Source organism: Pseudoalteromonas sp. NZS11 (assembly GCF_015864765.1).
Lineage (GTDB): Bacteria > Pseudomonadota > Gammaproteobacteria > Enterobacterales > Alteromonadaceae > Pseudoalteromonas > Pseudoalteromonas arctica.
Window position 1 is genome coordinate 287,306 of sequence record NZ_JADYWP010000003.1, and the last position, 17,100, is coordinate 304,405.

A 17,100-nucleotide genomic window follows, 5' to 3' on the forward strand; every position below is an offset into this window, starting at 1 on the left:
CCAAAATGCTTAACTATAAGAACAACTTACCTATTATTTTTATACTGGGTTGCTTCACTGCGCCTTCAATAAGCTTTGCCGCGCAAACTGATCTTGATTTTAGACTGCGTTTTGAAAGCGTTGATCAAGATAATGCTTTAAAAGATGCAAGTGGCTTGACACTTAGAACCCGCTTAACGCATCAAACAGACGAGGTGAATGGTTTTTCAGCCCTTATTGAAGTAGAAGATACTCGCAGCCTATTAGGCGTAGACGATTACAATAATACGGTGGGGAAAAACACTAATTACTCTGTTATTGCAGACCCAGAAAACACTGAGATAGACCAAGGTTTTGTTAAATATGTACGCGATGGTTTATCGCTAAAAGTAGGGCGCCAAGTAATAGCCCTTGATGGGCAGCGATTTGTTGGGCACGTAGGTTGGCGCCAAGACAGGCAAACCTTTGATGCAGCAACCGTTAATTACGCATTTAATAACATAGATTTACAATACAGTTATTTAAATAAGCGTAACCGCATATTTGCTGACGATAAAGACATTGAGTCGTCCGATCATCTAATTAATGCAAGCTTTAAAACAGACTACGGTAAAGTGGTTTTATACAGTTACTTATTAAGTGACGATGCACTACAAGACGACAGTTTAGACACTTATGGCGTTTCTTTTAACGGTAATAAAACTCTAAACGACATAAAATTTTATTATAAAGCGGAATATGCAACGCAGTCTGCCTCAACAAGCGTGAACGATTTTGATGCAGACTATTATGCACTTGAAGGCGCTGTGGATTTAAATGGGTTGGGTATAAAAACAGTAACATTAAAAGTCGGCATAGAGTCACTTGGCTCAGACAATGGCGAGTACGGGTTTGCAACACCACTTGCCACGTTACATAAATTTAATGGTTGGGCAGATACGTTTTTAAATACACCCGCACAAGGCTTGGACGACACTTACATAAGCTTAAATGGTAAAGCGTTTGACGGAAAATGGCTGGTGGCTTATCACAGTTTTGATGCTAATGAGCAATCAAATGGGGTTGACGATTTAGGCAGTGAGCTAAACGTACAATACGTTAAACCTATTAATAAACAATACGCAGTGGGTGTTAAATACGCTGATTACTCAGCGGGCGATACCGCTGCTAATAAAGTCGATACTCAAAAATTATGGGTATGGATGAGCGCTAAATTTTAACCCTCACTATCTTCTAAAATCCTCTTGTAATTTATAGCGACACAAGATGGTGCAGTTGCACCATCTTGTGGGGCTTTACGCTTTTCACCTCTGCACCAAAGTAGGCAACTTACTGATTCATAATGCTTATATATTTGGCTTGCATATTGCTACAACAATCCTATAACAAATTATTCGATTTCAATTTTAGTCAATTACTAAAGTAGATATCACTTTGAGGTGGGTAAATGCTAAGCAAGCAGCGTGTTGTAGTGGTAGGAAACGGAATGGTGGGGCATCATTTTGTGCAGCAGCTAGTTTCTCAAAATCAAGCTGATGAACAATTTGAAATTACGGTACTCAGCGGTGAAGACCGTTTAGCGTATGACCGCGTGCAACTATCTTCCTTTTTTAAAGGTAAAACCGCAGACGACCTCGCACTTACATGCAATAAAACCTATGACGATTGGCAAGTACGCTTTCATACTCATTCTAAAGTGGTTGATATAAATCGTGATGCGCAAATTGTAACAACGGCTAAAGGGGAGTTGTTTGAATACGACAAGCTTGTGCTTGCTACAGGTTCATTTCCATTTGTACCGCCTATACCGGGTAAAGATCGTGAGCATTGCCTTGTTTATCGGACCATAAACGATTTACACGCAATAAAAAACTCAGCCCACGGTAGTAAAGTAGGCGTGGTAATTGGTGGCGGTTTACTGGGTCTTGAGGCTGCAAACGCATTAAAGCAACTGGGTTTACAGACTCACGTAATAGAATTTGCACCGCAACTTATGGGCGTACAAGTTGATGCGGGTGGCGGTCGGCTACTAAAAAACAAAATTACAGATTTAGGCGTTACTGTGCATACATCGGTAGCAACTGAGGAAATAGTAGAAGGTGAAAGTTGCCGTTACAAAATGTGTTTTAAAGGCGGTAAAACCCTTGAAACCGACATGATTGTATTTTCGGCGGGTATTCGCCCTTATGATAATTTAGCCCGCGAGTTTAATTTAGAGTTAGGTGAGCGCGGCGGTATTGTAATTAATAACCACTGTCAAACGAGTGATGAAAACATATACGCGATTGGTGAATGTGCACTATGGAATAACTTTATTTTTGGCTTAGTGGCACCCGGTTACGCCATGGCTAAAATAGCAGTTGGGCATATTTTACAAGATACGCAGCAAGGTACTTTGCAAAGTACTGGCTTAGACAATAAAGCCGATGAATTTAGCGGTGCCGATATGAGCACTAAGCTTAAATTAATGGGTGTTGAAGTGGGCTCTATTGGCGATGCGCATGCACGCAGCGAAGGCGCAATAAGCTATTATTTTGAGGATCAATCCAATGGCATTTATAAAAAAGTAGTCACTAATTCACAAAGTAATAAGCTGATTGGCGCGGTACTTGTTGGCGATACCAGCGATTACGATAATTTACTGCAATATCATTTAAACGACATTGAACTTACCACCGCCCCCGAAGCGCTCATTATGCCCCTTGCCGGTGACATAGCAGAGCTAAGCGCCGACGACTTGCCTGATGACGCTATTATTTGCGCTTGTCATAAAGTAACTAAACACACCATTGAACAAACAGTCGCTAAAGGCTGCATAGATTTGGCAAGTGTGCAGCAAAGCACCAAAGCCAGTACAGGCTGTGGAGGTTGTGAAAAGCTCGTTCAAAACGTAATAAACAGCGCACTCGCTAAAGCAAGTAACACTATTAACGTAGTTACTATTAATGAGCCTGTTAAACAGCCCGCATAAATTAAAGCACACTAAAAGAGAGCAGTATGGCAACCGCAAACACGTCACCAACTATAAATAAAACGAGTTTAAAACAAACAACATGTGCTTACTGTGGTGTAGGGTGTGGTGTTGATATTTCACTTTTTAATAATGTGCCAACCAAGCTTGAAGGCATGCGAGAGCATCCCGCAAACTTTGGTCGTTTATGTGTAAAAGGCACCCATTTGCTCGACACCACAGGCAGTGATAACCGCTTAACGTCACCCCTTATTAATAATCAAGCTGTTACGTGGGATGAAGCAACCGACCACGTTGCCAATAAATTTAACGACATAATACAAAAGCACGGACCCGATGCTGTGGCTTTTTATGTATCAGGGCAGTTACTTACTGAAGATTACTACATCGCGAATAAATTAATGAAAGGCTACATAGGCTCAGGCAATATTGATACAAATTCGCGCCTGTGTATGTCATCTGCTGTGGCAGGTTATAAACGCGCTTTTGGTGAAGACGTAGTGCCGTGTACCTACGAGGATTTAGAGCAAACTGAGTTACTTATTTTAATTGGCTCTAATGCCGCATGGACTCATCCTGTTTTGTATCAGCGAATGGAGCGTGCAAAGCAACTTAACCCAAATATGAAAGTAGTGGTTATTGATCCGCGTAAAACCGACACCGCTGAGCTTGCCGACACATTTTTAAATATAAAACCAGGCAGTGACGCTGCGCTTTATAACGGCTTACTTAATTATTTAATTGAGCATGACCACCTCGACACGCAATTTATTGCTCAGCACACAAACGGCTTTGAAAGCGCACTGCAAGAGGCAACAAAATGGAGCTGTGAGGCAGTTAGCGACTTTTGCGATATAGCAATTGAGCAAGTCACTGAGTTTTACGCGCTATTTGCTAAAAGCCCAAGTGCGATTAGCTTTTATTCAATGGGTATAAATCAATCAAGCTCGGGTGTAGATAAATGCAACGCCATTATTAATGCGCATTTAGCCTCAGGTAAATTACTTAAACCAGGCAACGGTCCGTTTTCGATTACTGGGCAGCCCAATGCGATGGGCGGGCGCGAAGTAGGTGGTTTGGCTAATCAGTTAGCGGCGCATTTAGATATTGAAAACGAAGCGCATCAATCACTTGTACAACGTTTTTGGCTCTCGCCAACGATCGCTAAAAAAGCAGGCAGCAATGCCATTGATATGTTTGATGAAATAGCCGCAGGCAAAATAAAAGCAGTGTGGATAATGGCAACAAACCCAATGGTGAGCTTGCCCAATAACGCCGCTATTAAAAAGGCATTAGAGACCTGCGAGCTGGTAGTTGTATCTGACTGTATTGCAAAAAGTGATACGTTAAAATTTGCCGATGTTGTTTTTCCATCAACCGGATGGGGCGAAAAAAACGGCACAGTAACCAACTCAGAGCGCAGAATATCAAGGCAGCGCCCGTTAGTAGCGCCTTATGCGGGAGCTAAAAACGATTGGCAAATTATGTGCGATGTAGCTAAAAAAATGGGCTTTGAAGGGTTTGATTTTACAGACCCAAGTGGCATTTTTGAAGAATGGGCACAATTAACCGACTTTGAAAATAACGGCAGCCGATTATTAAACCTCTCTGGTTTAGTTGGGCTCACACAAAGCGAGTACGATAATTTAAAACCCATTATGTGGCCTGTTGTTAAAAATCAGCCTTATAAAAATGGTCAGGTTTTTACAGATAACCAATTTAGCACCGCTGATAAAAAGGCACGCTTTATACCTATAACGCCGCAATTACCGGTGCAAAAAACATCAAATGATTATCCGTTTGTAATGAACTCAGGGCGTATACGCGACCAATGGCATACCATGAGCCGCACGGGTAAAAGCACTGCGCTTTCATCGCATATTACACGCCCGTATATTGAAATTAATCCGCTTGATGCCAGTAAATTAGCAATTAAACAAAACGATTTAATAAGTGCAATTGCCCTAACTGGGCAGGTTACCGCGCATGCAAAAGTAACCGATGCCGTGCGCAAAGGTGAATGCTTTATGCCTATTCATTGGAATAAGCAATTTGCGTCATCAGCAACAGTAAGTGGGTTGTATCAATCGGTAGTTGACCCTCTATCTGGTCAGGCTGAGTGCAAACACGGTGCTGTTAATATAGTTAAAGCACCCTTTGTGCAATATATGCAGCTGTTTGCTAAAAACGAACTTGTTATAAACAGTGATTTTTGGCTCAAAGTTAATGCTAGTAATTGCTTTAATTACCAATTGGCGCTTAATGAGCCACAAAGTGATTTACTGTATTACTGCCAAACCTTAACTGGTTTACAAGGGCAGTGGTCGGCTATGAATACGGCAAAAGCCATGCATGTGCAGTGTATTCAAAACGATCAATTAGCGTTTGTTGGTGTTATTTCTAATGAACAAAAAGAAATATCACTTGAGTGGATAAACCATTTGTTTGCAGAGCCATTACTGACCTTTACACAGTTACAGTCTTTGCTTTATGCAACCCCCGATGAAGAATTTACCCAAGGTGTGCAAGTGTGTAGCTGTTTTAAAGTAAGAGAGCAGCCAATTATAAACGCCATTAAAAACGGTGCAAACACAGTCGAGCAATTGGGGTCTGAACTTAAATGTGGAACAAATTGCGGTTCGTGTAAAACACAATTAAGCCAATTAATAAAACAACATTACAAAGCAGGTTCTAGCAGCATTGATGTTGCGGTTGTAATGTAAAGAAAAAAGGAAGCATATGCTTAATGATCAATTTGGTCGGCAGTTTAACTATTTGCGTCTCTCAATAACCGATGTATGTAATTTTAGTTGTAGTTATTGTTTACCAAACGGGTATCAGTGCGATACGCCGCGTAATTTTTTAAATAAAAACGAAATTAGCACGCTTGTAAATGCGTTTGCAGAACTAGGTACTAAAAAAGTGCGTATTACAGGTGGCGAACCATGCTTACGAAACGACGTAACCGATATTATAAAGCTCTGTAAAAATACGCCAGGCATAGAAAAAGTAGCTATTACTACCAACGGGTTTAATTTATTAAATAAAATTGATGAATTTGCAGAAGCAGGGCTTGATGCGCTTAATGTCAGCATTGATAGTTTAAATCCGAGTATGTTTAAACTCATAACAGGGCACGACAAACTTACCCTTATTTTAAAAGGGATTGAGCGCGCGGTAGAGCTGGGCATAAAAGACATAAAAATAAATGCAGTGCTTGCCAAGCAGTTTAATAAAAACCAATTGAAGGATTTTTTAGCGTGGGTAAAACACCACAAAGTTACGGTTCGCTTTATAGAATTAATGGAAACAGGTGACGGCGCAACCTTTTTTGAAGAAAACCACTTAAGTGGGCAAACGGTTAAAGCCCAATTACTCGACCAAGGTTGGTTACAAGTAGTTAGGGGGAAACTAAACGGACCCGCTGAGGAATTTTGTCATCCTGATTACGATGGTCGTATTGGTTTAATAATGCCGTACAGTAAAGATTTTTGTAAAAGCTGTAATCGCTTAAGGGTGTCGGCGCTGGGTAAATTACACTTATGCTTGTTTGCCGAGCAAGGTATAGATTTACGCGAACTACTAAACGAGGACGATACTGCAGCGACCGTAAAGGCAATTCGAGCCGCTATGGGCAATAAAGAAATAAGCCATGAGCTAGATAAACGCTTAACAGGTGCGACAACTCACTTAGCCATGTTAGGCGGCTAATATGGGAGCTGATGTGAATACTCATATAGAAGCTGATATAAAAGCTAATATAAAAGTTAAGCGAGATTTTACAGGCGTTGTACTTGCTGGTGGTAAGTCATCAAGAATGGGCACAGACAAAGCCGATTTAGTTTTAAAAAATAAAACGCTATTGCACAATGCGTGTGATTTATTAAAAGACGCAGGTGCTAAAAATATACTAATAAGCCGCAACGTTACAAATCCAGTCAAGTCATCGGGCCATTACTCGCCGAGCGATTATCTCTCAGAAAAGTACGTTAAAGATATATACCCAAACAGTGGACCCCTTGGCGGAATTTACTCAACATTAATAGCCACCGAGCACGACTTACTTATTACTGCGGTAGATATGCCACTGCTTACAAGTAGTTTGTTAAGCACAATAGTGCTGGCTTCTCAGTCAAATAACGTACAAAGTGTGAGCAATCAATTAAATCAGTCACAAATACATGCTTGGCACTTTGAAAATGAACCGCTACCGCTGTATATTCGTAATACAAGCAGTGTAAAAAATCATTTAAAACACATACTCACAAACGCAAACAGTCATAAATCAATAAAACAGTTTACCCAAAGCATTGGTGTGCAAACGCTTTTATGTAATAAAGCGCATGCATTAATAAACACCAATACACCGGCGCAATTTAAAGCTGTAAATGAGCATTTTGACCTAAGCATTAACCAATTGAGAAGAACATTATGAGCCACACAAGCGATACACAAATACCTTTAAACATTGCCGTACTTACAGTAAGCGACACGCGCGATGCGATTACCGATACTTCTGGTCATTACTTAATTAAAGCGCTAACTGAGGCGGGTCATCACTTAGCCGATAAAGAAATTGTAAAAGATGATGTTTACCAGATGCGCGCTATTGCATCGCAGTGGATAGCCGATGACACCATTCACGCTATTTTAGTGACTGGTGGTACAGGATTTACCGAACGTGATTCAACACCTGAGGCATTTGCGCCGCTGTTTGATAAAAGCGTAGACGGCTTTGGTGAGCTATTTAGACATATATCGTACGGTGAAATTGGTAACTCAACTATTCAATCTCGTGCACTTGCGGGACTTGCTAACAACACCGTTATTTTTTGTATGCCAGGCTCTACAGGCGCATGTAAAACAGCGTGGACAGGCATTATAAAAGATCAACTTAACTCAATGCATAAACCGTGTAACTTTGCACCGCACATTACCATTGGTAAAAAGTGTGAATCGCGTGAGCAATAGTATGTTAAGCCACGTAGACGAAAACGGCCAAGCGAATATGGTTGATGTATCGCTCAAAGACGTAACCTTGCGCGATGCCTCAGCTGAAGCCTTTATTAGCATGAGCAAGCTTGCCTTTGAACAAGTAATGCTTAATCAAAACAAAAAGGGTGATGTGTTAGGCGTGGCACGTATTGCGGGTATTCAAGGCGCTAAAAAGTGCGCCGATTTAATTCCGCTTTGTCATCCGCTTGCACTTACTAAAGTAGCTGTTGATTTTGAACTTGATGAAGCAAACAGCCAAATTAAAATAACCAGCTACTGCAAACTTGCCGGTAAAACTGGCGTAGAAATGGAAGCGTTAACAGCGGTATCTGTGGCTAGCCTTACTTTGTTTGATATGTGTAAAGCAGCCGACCCACTAATGGAAATTAGCGGCATGCGCGTTACTCAAAAAGCTGGGGGCAAAAATGGCAGTTGGCAGCGAGATTAATCCAAACGATGCTATATCTAGCGCCCAAAAAGTAGAGTTATTGTTTTTTGGGCAACTAAAAGAGCGGTTAAAGTGCAGTAAATTAAGCCTTGAGATTACGCAGCCGCTTACTATTTTAGAGCTTAAATTAAGATTAGTTAGCCAATACCCGCATTGGCAACCGTGGCTGGAGGAGCGTGAGCTACTTGCAGCGCTTAACCAAACTATGTCATCAAGCGACGAAATAGTGAAAGCAGGGGATGAGCTTGCCTTTTTCCCGCCGGTTACAGGTGGTTAATGAGCATACATATTCAAGTACAAACCGATGATTTTAATATAGGTAACGAGCACAATACGCTTTGTAGTAATAATAAAAGCGATGGTGCTGTTGTCACCTTTACAGGTTTGGTAAGAGAGTTCAGCAGTGGCGATAACGTTATTGCACTTGAGCTTGAACACTACCCTGGTATGACCGAGCAACTTCTTCAATCTATTGCAGAGCAAGCACAAACTCGCTGGCAACTGGCGAGAATATGCATTATTCATCGCGTTGGTTACTTAGCACTTGGCGAGCAAATTGTATTTGTAGGCGTGACCAGCCGCCATCGCCAAGCCGCGTTCGAAGGCGCACAATTTATAATGGATTATTTAAAAAACCACGCCACGTTTTGGAAAAAAGAGCACTTTAAAGACTCATCAAATTGGGTTGAGTTTAAACAAAGTGACAAACAAGCGCTGGGCAAGTGGGAAGAGTGATACAGATATTTAATTATTTACGTTCAGTAAAGGCTTTATAGCTCGATAATAAATAACTTATGTAACTCTCAGTTTGCGTGCGAAGTCTGCGTTTTTCGTGTTATAAATCAGCAATATTAGATTGTTAGCTCGACCCAAGTCTGGAAGACATATGCGCACATCAAAAATGTTATATTTTACAATATTATTACTTGTTCTACTTTCAGCTTTTCTTGCTGTATGGGTATATGATTTAAAAGAAGGTAAAGATTTACTAAGCTTTACCATATCAACAGTAAGCTTTTGTATAGCCGTATTAGCTTTATTTATTACTGTTAGAACATATACATCAATTGATAGTGTAAATAATATTAGCAAAATGGAAGGTAACATTTTAGATAATGAAAATTACGTAACCTCACTTCCAGAGTTGATTAACCAGTTTAAGTCCCAAGATGAAAATACACTAGAGAAAGAAATTTTTGACTCTATTGAGCATAAACTAAAAAAAGAGTCAGAAACCGCCGTTCTTTTTGCCGATACCCTGCAATATATAATTGACCTAATTGTTTTATTTCCAGCTGTTTTTAATGCATCAGAAACTAACAAAGTGCTTTATAAAAAGCGTATGGATACAATTTTGTCAGAAGTTGATAGGCGCTGTGAAATATTGCACTCGGTAAGTAAAGGTAATTCAATTCAAATAACGGAAACAATAAAGCTATTTAAAGCTGTTGTGTCTTATCAAAGTTTTGTAGCTGATGATAATTTTAATATTCATGCAGACTTACTTCATGTGAGAGGTCCAATTCTTCGTAATCCAGTTACAAAAACCATTTACCACAATTACCTAGGTTTGTATTACAACAAAAAAGGCATGCATTTGCTGCGAGAGTCGCTAAATATGAACTCTGTAGATATTTTGTCGATTGATGGTTTAGAGCTGGCTCAAAAAAACATTAATACCATAGAGCCATCAATACTTGAAGAAGTAAGTATGTATCTTAAATCTGCCGCTGAGCAGTTTGATAAAGCACTTAAAGTATCTAGCGAAGATGTTATGTGGCCTGGTTTTATTAATTACAATAAAGCACGTACGGTATATTTTTTATCTTTACTATCAAATACAAAGCTTAATTGGTTAGATATTCTCGACGAAGCAATAGAGTCTCGCAGCAGGTTAAATCGACTAATTGACGAAATTTTAATGATAGACAGATCAAAAGCATCCAATATTGTTAGCACACATTTAAGAGAGTTTTTTCTGTATCAAGAAGAGTTAGCACGTACAGTAAAATTGAACATTTTACTGTCGAATAATTTAACCAGGCAAAATAATGCGCCTATTTTATATAAAGGGATTAATATCTCTGATATATCAAACGAAAAACTAACTGGCTTATTTGTATCAATACAAAAGTTTTCTACAGTTAGTACTTACCAAGAAAAAATCATAAGTCGACTCAAGAATAACCTCGCTATGACAAGCTAATAAAGCTTTAGAGAAAGTAGGGATATATACTATTTTTAGACTTTTATTTTTACGGTTTTTGCTCATCATAAAAAAGCCACTTATCTATGCATGAAAAGTCATAGCAAGAATAAATGGCTCTTTATTAAAATGTTTTTTGGACTGAGCTTACTTTATTACACTTTTCCAATGCTCAAATCAGGCATTAAATTGAGCCTGTTATGGATAGCATGATGGATAAACGATAACTTAGTTCGCACTGCTTGAGTTAATACAAACGGGTAGGCATCGGCAAGTCCCATGCTGCGATTTAGTGAATTTAGAATGATCGAAAATTCCATCCAAGTATCTAAAATAGCATCAATCGATGTTTGTGAATTAAAGTAATAAGCACTTTGTGGCAATCGAAGCTCGTCTGCTTCGTCTAGCTCAAATTCATTGCCAGTTGTAGAGCCGGTAATTGAGAAGTTTTTGGCTGTTTCTAGCGTATCGATAATGTGCATGTAATGCGCCCATGTTTCTGCCCAGTCTTCATAAGGGTGCATAGTAGCGTATTCACTAATAAAGGTTTCATGCCAGTTAGCAGGAGCGCCTTGTTTGTAATGAGTATCGAGCGCTTGTTGATAATCTAATTCGTCATCACCAAAATATTGCTTACATAAAGCATGTTTTTTTGGTGAATTTGCGATTAGTTGATCAAAATAATAATGACCAAGTTCATGGCGAAAATGACCAAGTAAAGTACGGTAACGTTCACCCATCGCTACTTTAGCTTGAGAGCGTGCTACGTCGTCTGCCTCGGCTAGATTTATAGTGATATGCCCGCAATCGTGCCCTGTAAATACAACGTCCTGACCTATAATAGGGCTTACAAAGTGATCGCTTACGTTACGGTCTGCTATAAAATCGAAGCTTAATCCGCTTTCAGGTTCTTGAATCGTTGTATTTAAAGGGAGTGATAATGATTTTAATGTATACAAAGCGCGACGTTTTGCTGTCTCCATTTTTTTCCATAATGGAATATGTTCAACAATACTTAAATCGGGCACCGTTTCATTAAAGCGGCACGAAAAACACAGCACTTCGTCTTTATCGGCAACAGGTATAAATGTGTCTAAATTAACCATACCATTGCATACGTGATACTGAGCGTTGTTATCACATTTTTTATAAAAAACTTCAGGCGCTTCTGCTTTGTAAAATAACCCCGATTGCTCATCAATTTCATAGGGTTCAACTTGATCGAACTCGTCATCAATACCCACGGTTCTGCCGCAAGCCAAACAATGGCTGCTTTCAAAAAATAAAATAAGTTGATCTGTGCAATTACATTTAAATGTTTTCATATGTTACCGAATAAAAAAGAGACCGTATAAACCACTTTTACTTAGCGCTATGCTATTGGAGGATAGTGGTTAAATCCTTTTTAATAGTTCAGACTTTTTAATATTAAATTCATCATCACTCAACGCATTAGAGTCGCGAAGTTGTGCTAACTTTTCAATTATTTGAAGCGTTTCGTCTACCGAGTATTGCCCCACAGTATTATTAGCCGGTGCTTCAACTTGGTTTGGTGTTAACGATGCAAAATTCGGCTGCGTTACTTGCTGCGTAAAGTCTTTTTGTGGTTCTGGAGGCGTTGGCGTTTGCCCTGAAATTAATGGCAGGGTATTTACATTAATTGTCCCCCACTGACTGTTAAATGTAAGAGAGGTATTATTGCCTTGCTGTTGGCTTACACCACCAATATTATGATCTAACGTGTCGTATACGCTCACTTGTCCATTTAATTCAACGGCTAAGCGATTAGGGAATATAGCGTAGCGAATATTATTTTGCGCACCACTGCTAAATGGGCTGCCTAGATTACCTGGCCACCATTGATTGCTGCCAGGCGTTCCTGCAGGAATAACCGGAAATATTTGGTTATTGCTCAATATATTAGCAAGTTCGTTGCACAAGTTATCAACGGTTGATTTTAAACCGTTGTTAAACATGTCGCCAACCATTGTCATTCCGCCACGCATCCATTGACCAGAACCACCAAGTTCTGGGCAATTAAACTGTGCCATTGAGCAACCGCCGTTATTAACGCTAACTAACATGTGAATTACTGCATCGTGACTGAGGTTATAACGAGATGCTATACCATTAACTAAGTTTTCACCGACATCTGTTAGCTTTTGCATAAGAAAATATCCTATTAGGTAGATTGGGTTGATTTAAAAAATCTGAAAATATGCTAGGCCGTGTTGATTTTTGGGATTGAAATTTGTTCAATCTAGGGGCGATTTAATCGCGGCGCGAGGTTTGTAACCTAGTGGGCTAAGTAAAAACCGAGCAACAAAGAGTCAATCGTCCCTAGAAAGAACCCAGGGGCAGCGCATGTTTGGCATTTATGCTGCGTTATCGCCTATGTATGGGGAACAACCACACATCATAGACTCTGCCTTGCTTAAATACCAAACACACTGCTGCAAATTCAACCACCAAAGAACAACACGCCCTAGTGCTGCATTACCTTTAGCATTGATGATAATGAAAAATTAACAGGTTAGTGAGATGTGTTGGTTTTTCAAATTGGACGTTTTCTGTTTTGTCTGAAATTAAAACACACCGCTGCAAAACTAATCTTTAAAACAAGCATCTTTGTATTAAAAGTTACTTGTTTTATCTCATCGAGATTGTTAGTTTTGCTGTAACGTAAGCGGTTAAAAATCGATCTAGTATAGCACCGTTACTTACTTTAACAGCAGCTTTATTGTGAACTATTTCTTACTATTTAATGATTATTTTTAATGATTTTTAAACTCTAAATAAATACTTTTAATTATACCCGTTTAGCGTTATAAATAACGGAGTAAGTATTTTGAAAAATTAATTTTATTTGTTTTATTTCAATATTTTAAATTAATTAGCTTTAATTGTAAGTTATTTTAAAGCACTGTTTTGGTGCATTTTCTGCACCATTAAAAATCTAAAATTGATGGTTTAAATTATACTAAGTTTACTATTTATTGAATTGGTGTGTTTTTCCTATTAATTAGGTCAAAACCTTTATGCATAACGTTGCTTTGTGCAAGAGCCGCGAGTGGATGAACAGTACTACTTAAGCAAGTCTTTTGGTATAAAAATTGCACAGGTGAATTAGTCCAAATAATATTTTCAGCGTTATATTGTGGCCATACATTATTAAAGGGGAATTAATAGATGACAATTACAGTTGGGATTTCGCACCATACTCAGTATAAATACGATCGGTCAGTTAATATGGGGCCGCATATATTCCGATTACGTCCAGCGCCACATAGCCGTACAAAAATTAAAAGTTATTCTTTAAAAATAGTTCCAGAAGATCATTATATAAATTGGCAACAAGACCCTTTTGGTAATTACCAAGCGAGGGTGGTGTTTAACAAGCCAACTACCGAATTTAGTTTTACAGTTGATTTGGTCGCCGAATTAACGGTTATTAATCCTTTTGATTTCTTTTTAGAAGATTACGCCGAAAACTTCCCGTTTGTTTACGATGCTATTTCAAAGTCAGAACTCACTCCTTATTTAAAAAAACGCAAAGCCAGTCCAAAATTTAAAGAATTAATTGAATCTTTAAACCCTAAAGAGCCGCTTAGAAGCGTTGATTTTTTAGTGGCTGTTAATCAAGCTATTTATGAATTAGTAGGTTATGGCATTCGGCTTGAACCAGGTGTGCAAACGGCAAACGAAACAATAAGTAAAAAAACAGGCTCGTGTCGTGATTCTGCTTGGTTGTTAGTACAACTGTTTCGTCATTTAGGGTTGGCATCTCGATTTGTATCGGGCTACCTAGTACAGCTAACGTCTGATCAAAAATCACTAGATGGCCCAAGCGGTCCAGAAGAAGACTTTACCGATTTGCATGCATGGACCGAGGTGTATATTCCGGGTGCAGGTTGGATAGGGCTTGATCCTACCTCGGGTTTATTTGCTGGTGAAGGTCATATTCCATTGGCGTGTACGCCAGAGCCAAGCTCGGCAGCGCCGGTAACAGGCGGTATAGACGACTGTAAATCTGAGTTTAGCTTTTATAATAAAGTAACGCGTGTACACGAAGACCCACGTGTTACTAAGCCTTATTCTGAGGCGCAGTGGGCGGCAATTAACCGCTTAGGTCAGCACGTTGACAATGTTTACAGTGAAGAAAACATACATTTAACTATGGGTGGCGAGCCTACGTTTATTTCTATTGACGATATGGAACATCCTCAGTGGAATACTGATGCCGATGGCAAAGAAAAAAGAATATTAGCTCAAAATTTATTTGTAGAAATGAATAAAGTATACACAAAAGGTGGCTTTACTCATTACGGACAAGGTAAATGGTATCCGGGTGAGCCATTACCACGTTGGCAATATGCGTGCTATTGGCGCAAAGACGGCGAGCCTTTATGGCAAGATGCCGCACTATTAGCCGATCCTAATAAAGACTATAAATTTGATCATACCGATACTAAAAAGTTTGCTGATAAACTGTGTGACTCACTTGGTCTTGAAACCAAGGCACTTACTACTGCTTATGAAGATATTTTATATCACATGTGGCAAGAAGCCTCATTACCTACCGAAATAAAGCCGGATCAGCCGGAGCTTCTCCATGCAATGAGCCGAAAAGGCTTTTTAGCTAAAATGGATAAAGGGATAGAAAAGCCAGTTGGTTATGTTCTCCCTTTAAAATGGAACGATAGCAAAAACTGCTGGCAGTCGTGTACGTGGGAGTTTAAACGAGGCAATTGTTTCTTATTACCTGGTGAATCACCACTTGGTTATCGCCTACCTTTAGACAGCCTTGAGTGGAGCGGCAATATTATTGACCGCGACCCGTTTGATATTCCAGAAAATTTTACCAAAGCTAAAAAGCTTAAAAAGGGCTTTATTGGTAAAGAAATGGTTAAAACTGCGCTTGTAATGGAAGTGAGAGAGGGGCGTTTATATATATTTATGCCACCAACAAGTCATTTTGAACATTACATGGGTTTAATAAGTAGTATAGAGAGTGTAGCAAAAGAACTTAAAATGCCGCTTGTTATTGAAGGCTATAGCCCACCTAAAGATAGCCGCGTAGAAAAATACGCTGTAACGCCAGATCCAGGTGTTATTGAAGTAAACATTCATCCTTCAACATCGTGGGATCAATTAGTCAGTCGAACTACAACGTTATACGGTTTAGCAAAAGAATGCCGATTAGGTACTGATAAGTTTATGGCAGATGGTCGCCATACTGGTACTGGTGGTGGTAACCACGTAACGCTTGGTGGCGAAACACCTGAGCAAAGCCCATTTTTACGCAGACCTGATATTTTAAGAAGTTTTATTACCTATTGGCAGCATCATCCTGGTTTGTCGTATTTATTTTCGGGGCTTTTTATTGGTCCTACAAGCCAAGCGCCGCGAGTGGATGAAGCCCGTGATGAAGTTTTATACGAGTTAGAAATTGCCTTTTCGCATATGCCCGAAGGTGAGGTGCCTGAACCTTGGTTAGTTGATAGGTTACTTCGTAATTTATTGGTGGATTTAACGGGTAATACACACAGAGCAGAATTTTGTATAGATAAGCTCTATTCACCCGACTCAGCCACAGGTCGTTTAGGGATTGTAGAATTTAGAGGCTTTGAAATGCCTCCACATTCACAAATGAGCTTAGTGCAAATGCTACTGTTGCGTACTTTACTTGCTTGGTTTTGGAAAAAACCTTACCACAAGCCATTAATACGTTGGGGTACAGAGTTACACGACAAGTTTTTATTACCACAATATGTAGAAAACGATTTAGCTGAAGTAAGCCGCGATTTACAACAAGCAGGTTTTCAATTTCAGTTAAGTTGGTTAAATCCATTTTTTGAATTTAGGTTTCCGGTATGTGGAACGCGAGAACTTGATAACGTTACACTTGAGCTTAGAACCGCAATCGAGCCTTGGCATGTACTAGGCGAAGAGGCAAGTGCGTCGGGTACGGCGCGCTATGTAGATTCGTCATTAGAAAGAGTGCAAATAAAAGTACAAGGAACAATGAGCGATCGCTATGTTGTAACGTGTAATGGTCGAAGAGTGCCGCTTAAACCGGTTAAAGGTAAAGCAAAAGATGAAATGGTCGCGGGTATACGATACAGAGCTTGGCAACCACCTACAGCGCTTCACCCAACTATTGGCGTACATGCTCCATTAGTTTTTGATTTAATCGATACGTGGGAAGGTCGTTCAGTTGGAGGCTTTGTATATCATGTGAGCCATGCTGGGGGTCGTAATCCTGAAACGCTACCGGTTAATGCATTTGAAGCTGAAGGGCGCAGAGTTGCAAGATTTTGGGAGCATGGGCATACACCATCGTTACTTGCATCAGCAGAACCAAGCTGGAGCCCATCGGCGGTTACGCATAGTTTTCAATCGGCGCAAAGTGCAAGTGAATACGTGGTACCTGATGAAGAAAGTAGTAATCCTGATTATCCAAATACCTTGGATTTACGCAGGCAGCCTAACTTTAAATAA

13 protein-coding genes are annotated in these 17,100 nt (G+C 39.7%); 11 read left to right on the forward strand and 2 right to left on the reverse strand.

The genetic code is table 11. The annotated features are described in order from the left end of the window. Positions 1-5: 5 nt before the first annotated feature. From I6E82_RS08370 to I6E82_RS08415, 10 genes are all read left to right on the forward strand, one after another. Positions 6-1,199 (forward strand): alginate export family protein, encoded by a 1,194-nt coding sequence (locus I6E82_RS08370; protein ID WP_197117498.1) that lies wholly within the window; start codon positions 6-8, stop codon positions 1,197-1,199. Between the two features lie 227 nt (positions 1,200-1,426). Next, complete coding sequence (locus I6E82_RS08375) at positions 1,427-2,950, forward strand: FAD-dependent oxidoreductase (RefSeq protein ID WP_197117500.1); 1,524 nt, start codon at positions 1,427-1,429, stop codon at positions 2,948-2,950. Positions 2,951-2,976: 26 nt separating this feature from the next. Next, a complete protein-coding gene (locus I6E82_RS08380; RefSeq protein WP_197117503.1) occupies positions 2,977-5,673 on the forward strand; it encodes a nitrate reductase in 2,697 nt (898 codons plus the stop codon). Between the two features lie 16 nt (positions 5,674-5,689). Continuing rightward, positions 5,690-6,661, forward strand: coding sequence for a GTP 3',8-cyclase MoaA (gene moaA / locus I6E82_RS08385; protein ID WP_024590923.1), 972 nt, complete (start codon positions 5,690-5,692; stop codon positions 6,659-6,661). 1 nt (position 6,662) lies between these two features. After that, the gene (locus tag I6E82_RS08390; RefSeq protein ID WP_197117505.1) at positions 6,663-7,385 is read left to right on the forward strand and encodes a molybdenum cofactor guanylyltransferase; all 723 of its coding nucleotides are present in this window, start codon (positions 6,663-6,665) and stop codon (positions 7,383-7,385) included. Further along, positions 7,382-7,921: a molybdenum cofactor biosynthesis protein B gene (moaB, locus tag I6E82_RS08395; protein ID WP_024609783.1), complete on the forward strand. Its 540-nt coding sequence runs from the start codon at positions 7,382-7,384 to the stop codon at positions 7,919-7,921. The genes I6E82_RS08390 and moaB overlap by 4 nt, the downstream gene beginning before the upstream one ends. A gap of 1 nt (position 7,922) precedes the next feature. After that, positions 7,923-8,393, forward strand: a complete 471-nt coding sequence (gene moaC, locus I6E82_RS08400; protein WP_007585237.1) for a cyclic pyranopterin monophosphate synthase MoaC — start codon at positions 7,923-7,925, stop codon at positions 8,391-8,393. Beyond that, the gene (locus I6E82_RS08405) at positions 8,371-8,670 is read left to right on the forward strand and encodes a MoaD/ThiS family protein (protein WP_197117507.1); all 300 of its coding nucleotides are present in this window, start codon (positions 8,371-8,373) and stop codon (positions 8,668-8,670) included. Before moaC ends, I6E82_RS08405 begins: the two co-directional genes overlap by 23 nt. Further along, positions 8,670-9,128: a molybdopterin synthase catalytic subunit MoaE gene (gene moaE, locus I6E82_RS08410; protein WP_197117509.1), complete on the forward strand. Its 459-nt coding sequence runs from the start codon at positions 8,670-8,672 to the stop codon at positions 9,126-9,128. The genes I6E82_RS08405 and moaE overlap by 1 nt, the downstream gene beginning before the upstream one ends. Positions 9,129-9,279: 151 nt before the next feature. Continuing rightward, a complete protein-coding gene (locus I6E82_RS08415; protein WP_197117511.1) occupies positions 9,280-10,599 on the forward strand; it encodes a hypothetical protein in 1,320 nt (439 codons plus the stop codon). A gap of 155 nt (positions 10,600-10,754) precedes the next feature. Here I6E82_RS08415 and I6E82_RS08420 read toward each other — a convergent pair whose 3' ends face one another. Continuing rightward, complete coding sequence (locus tag I6E82_RS08420) at positions 10,755-11,924, reverse strand: zinc-binding metallopeptidase family protein (RefSeq protein WP_197117513.1); 1,170 nt, start codon at positions 11,922-11,924, stop codon at positions 10,755-10,757. 69 nt (positions 11,925-11,993) lie between these two features. Then, positions 11,994-12,767 carry an SHOCT domain-containing protein gene (locus I6E82_RS08425; protein ID WP_007585227.1) on the reverse strand — a complete coding sequence of 258 codons (774 nt, stop codon included), beginning with the start codon at positions 12,765-12,767 and terminating at the stop codon, positions 11,994-11,996. A gap of 1,021 nt (positions 12,768-13,788) precedes the next feature. Here I6E82_RS08425 and I6E82_RS08430 point away from each other — a divergent pair. After that, the gene (locus tag I6E82_RS08430) at positions 13,789-17,100 is read left to right on the forward strand and encodes a transglutaminase family protein (protein ID WP_197117515.1); all 3,312 of its coding nucleotides are present in this window, start codon (positions 13,789-13,791) and stop codon (positions 17,098-17,100) included.

Excerpts from the sequence above, each read along its gene's own strand:
- I6E82_RS08370 (WP_197117498.1), top strand. The coding sequence starts at position 6 with ATGCTTAACTATAAGAACAACTTACCTATTATTTTTATACTGGGTTGC.
- I6E82_RS08375 (WP_197117500.1), top strand. The coding sequence starts at position 1,427 with ATGCTAAGCAAGCAGCGTGTTGTAGTGGTAGGAAACGGAATGGTGGGG.
- I6E82_RS08380 (WP_197117503.1), top strand. The coding sequence starts at position 2,977 with ATGGCAACCGCAAACACGTCACCAACTATAAATAAAACGAGTTTAAAA.
- moaA (WP_024590923.1), top strand. The coding sequence starts at position 5,690 with ATGCTTAATGATCAATTTGGTCGGCAGTTTAACTATTTGCGTCTCTCA.
- I6E82_RS08390 (WP_197117505.1), top strand. The coding sequence starts at position 6,663 with ATGGGAGCTGATGTGAATACTCATATAGAAGCTGATATAAAAGCTAAT.
- moaB (WP_024609783.1), top strand. The coding sequence starts at position 7,382 with ATGAGCCACACAAGCGATACACAAATACCTTTAAACATTGCCGTACTT.
- moaC (WP_007585237.1), top strand. The coding sequence starts at position 7,923 with ATGTTAAGCCACGTAGACGAAAACGGCCAAGCGAATATGGTTGATGTA.
- I6E82_RS08405 (WP_197117507.1), top strand. The coding sequence starts at position 8,371 with ATGGCAGTTGGCAGCGAGATTAATCCAAACGATGCTATATCTAGCGCC.
- moaE (WP_197117509.1), top strand. The coding sequence starts at position 8,670 with ATGAGCATACATATTCAAGTACAAACCGATGATTTTAATATAGGTAAC.
- I6E82_RS08415 (WP_197117511.1), top strand. The coding sequence starts at position 9,280 with ATGCGCACATCAAAAATGTTATATTTTACAATATTATTACTTGTTCTA.
- I6E82_RS08420 (WP_197117513.1), bottom strand. The coding sequence starts at position 11,924 with ATGAAAACATTTAAATGTAATTGCACAGATCAACTTATTTTATTTTTT.
- I6E82_RS08425 (WP_007585227.1), bottom strand. The coding sequence starts at position 12,767 with ATGCAAAAGCTAACAGATGTCGGTGAAAACTTAGTTAATGGTATAGCA.
- I6E82_RS08430 (WP_197117515.1), top strand. The coding sequence starts at position 13,789 with ATGACAATTACAGTTGGGATTTCGCACCATACTCAGTATAAATACGAT.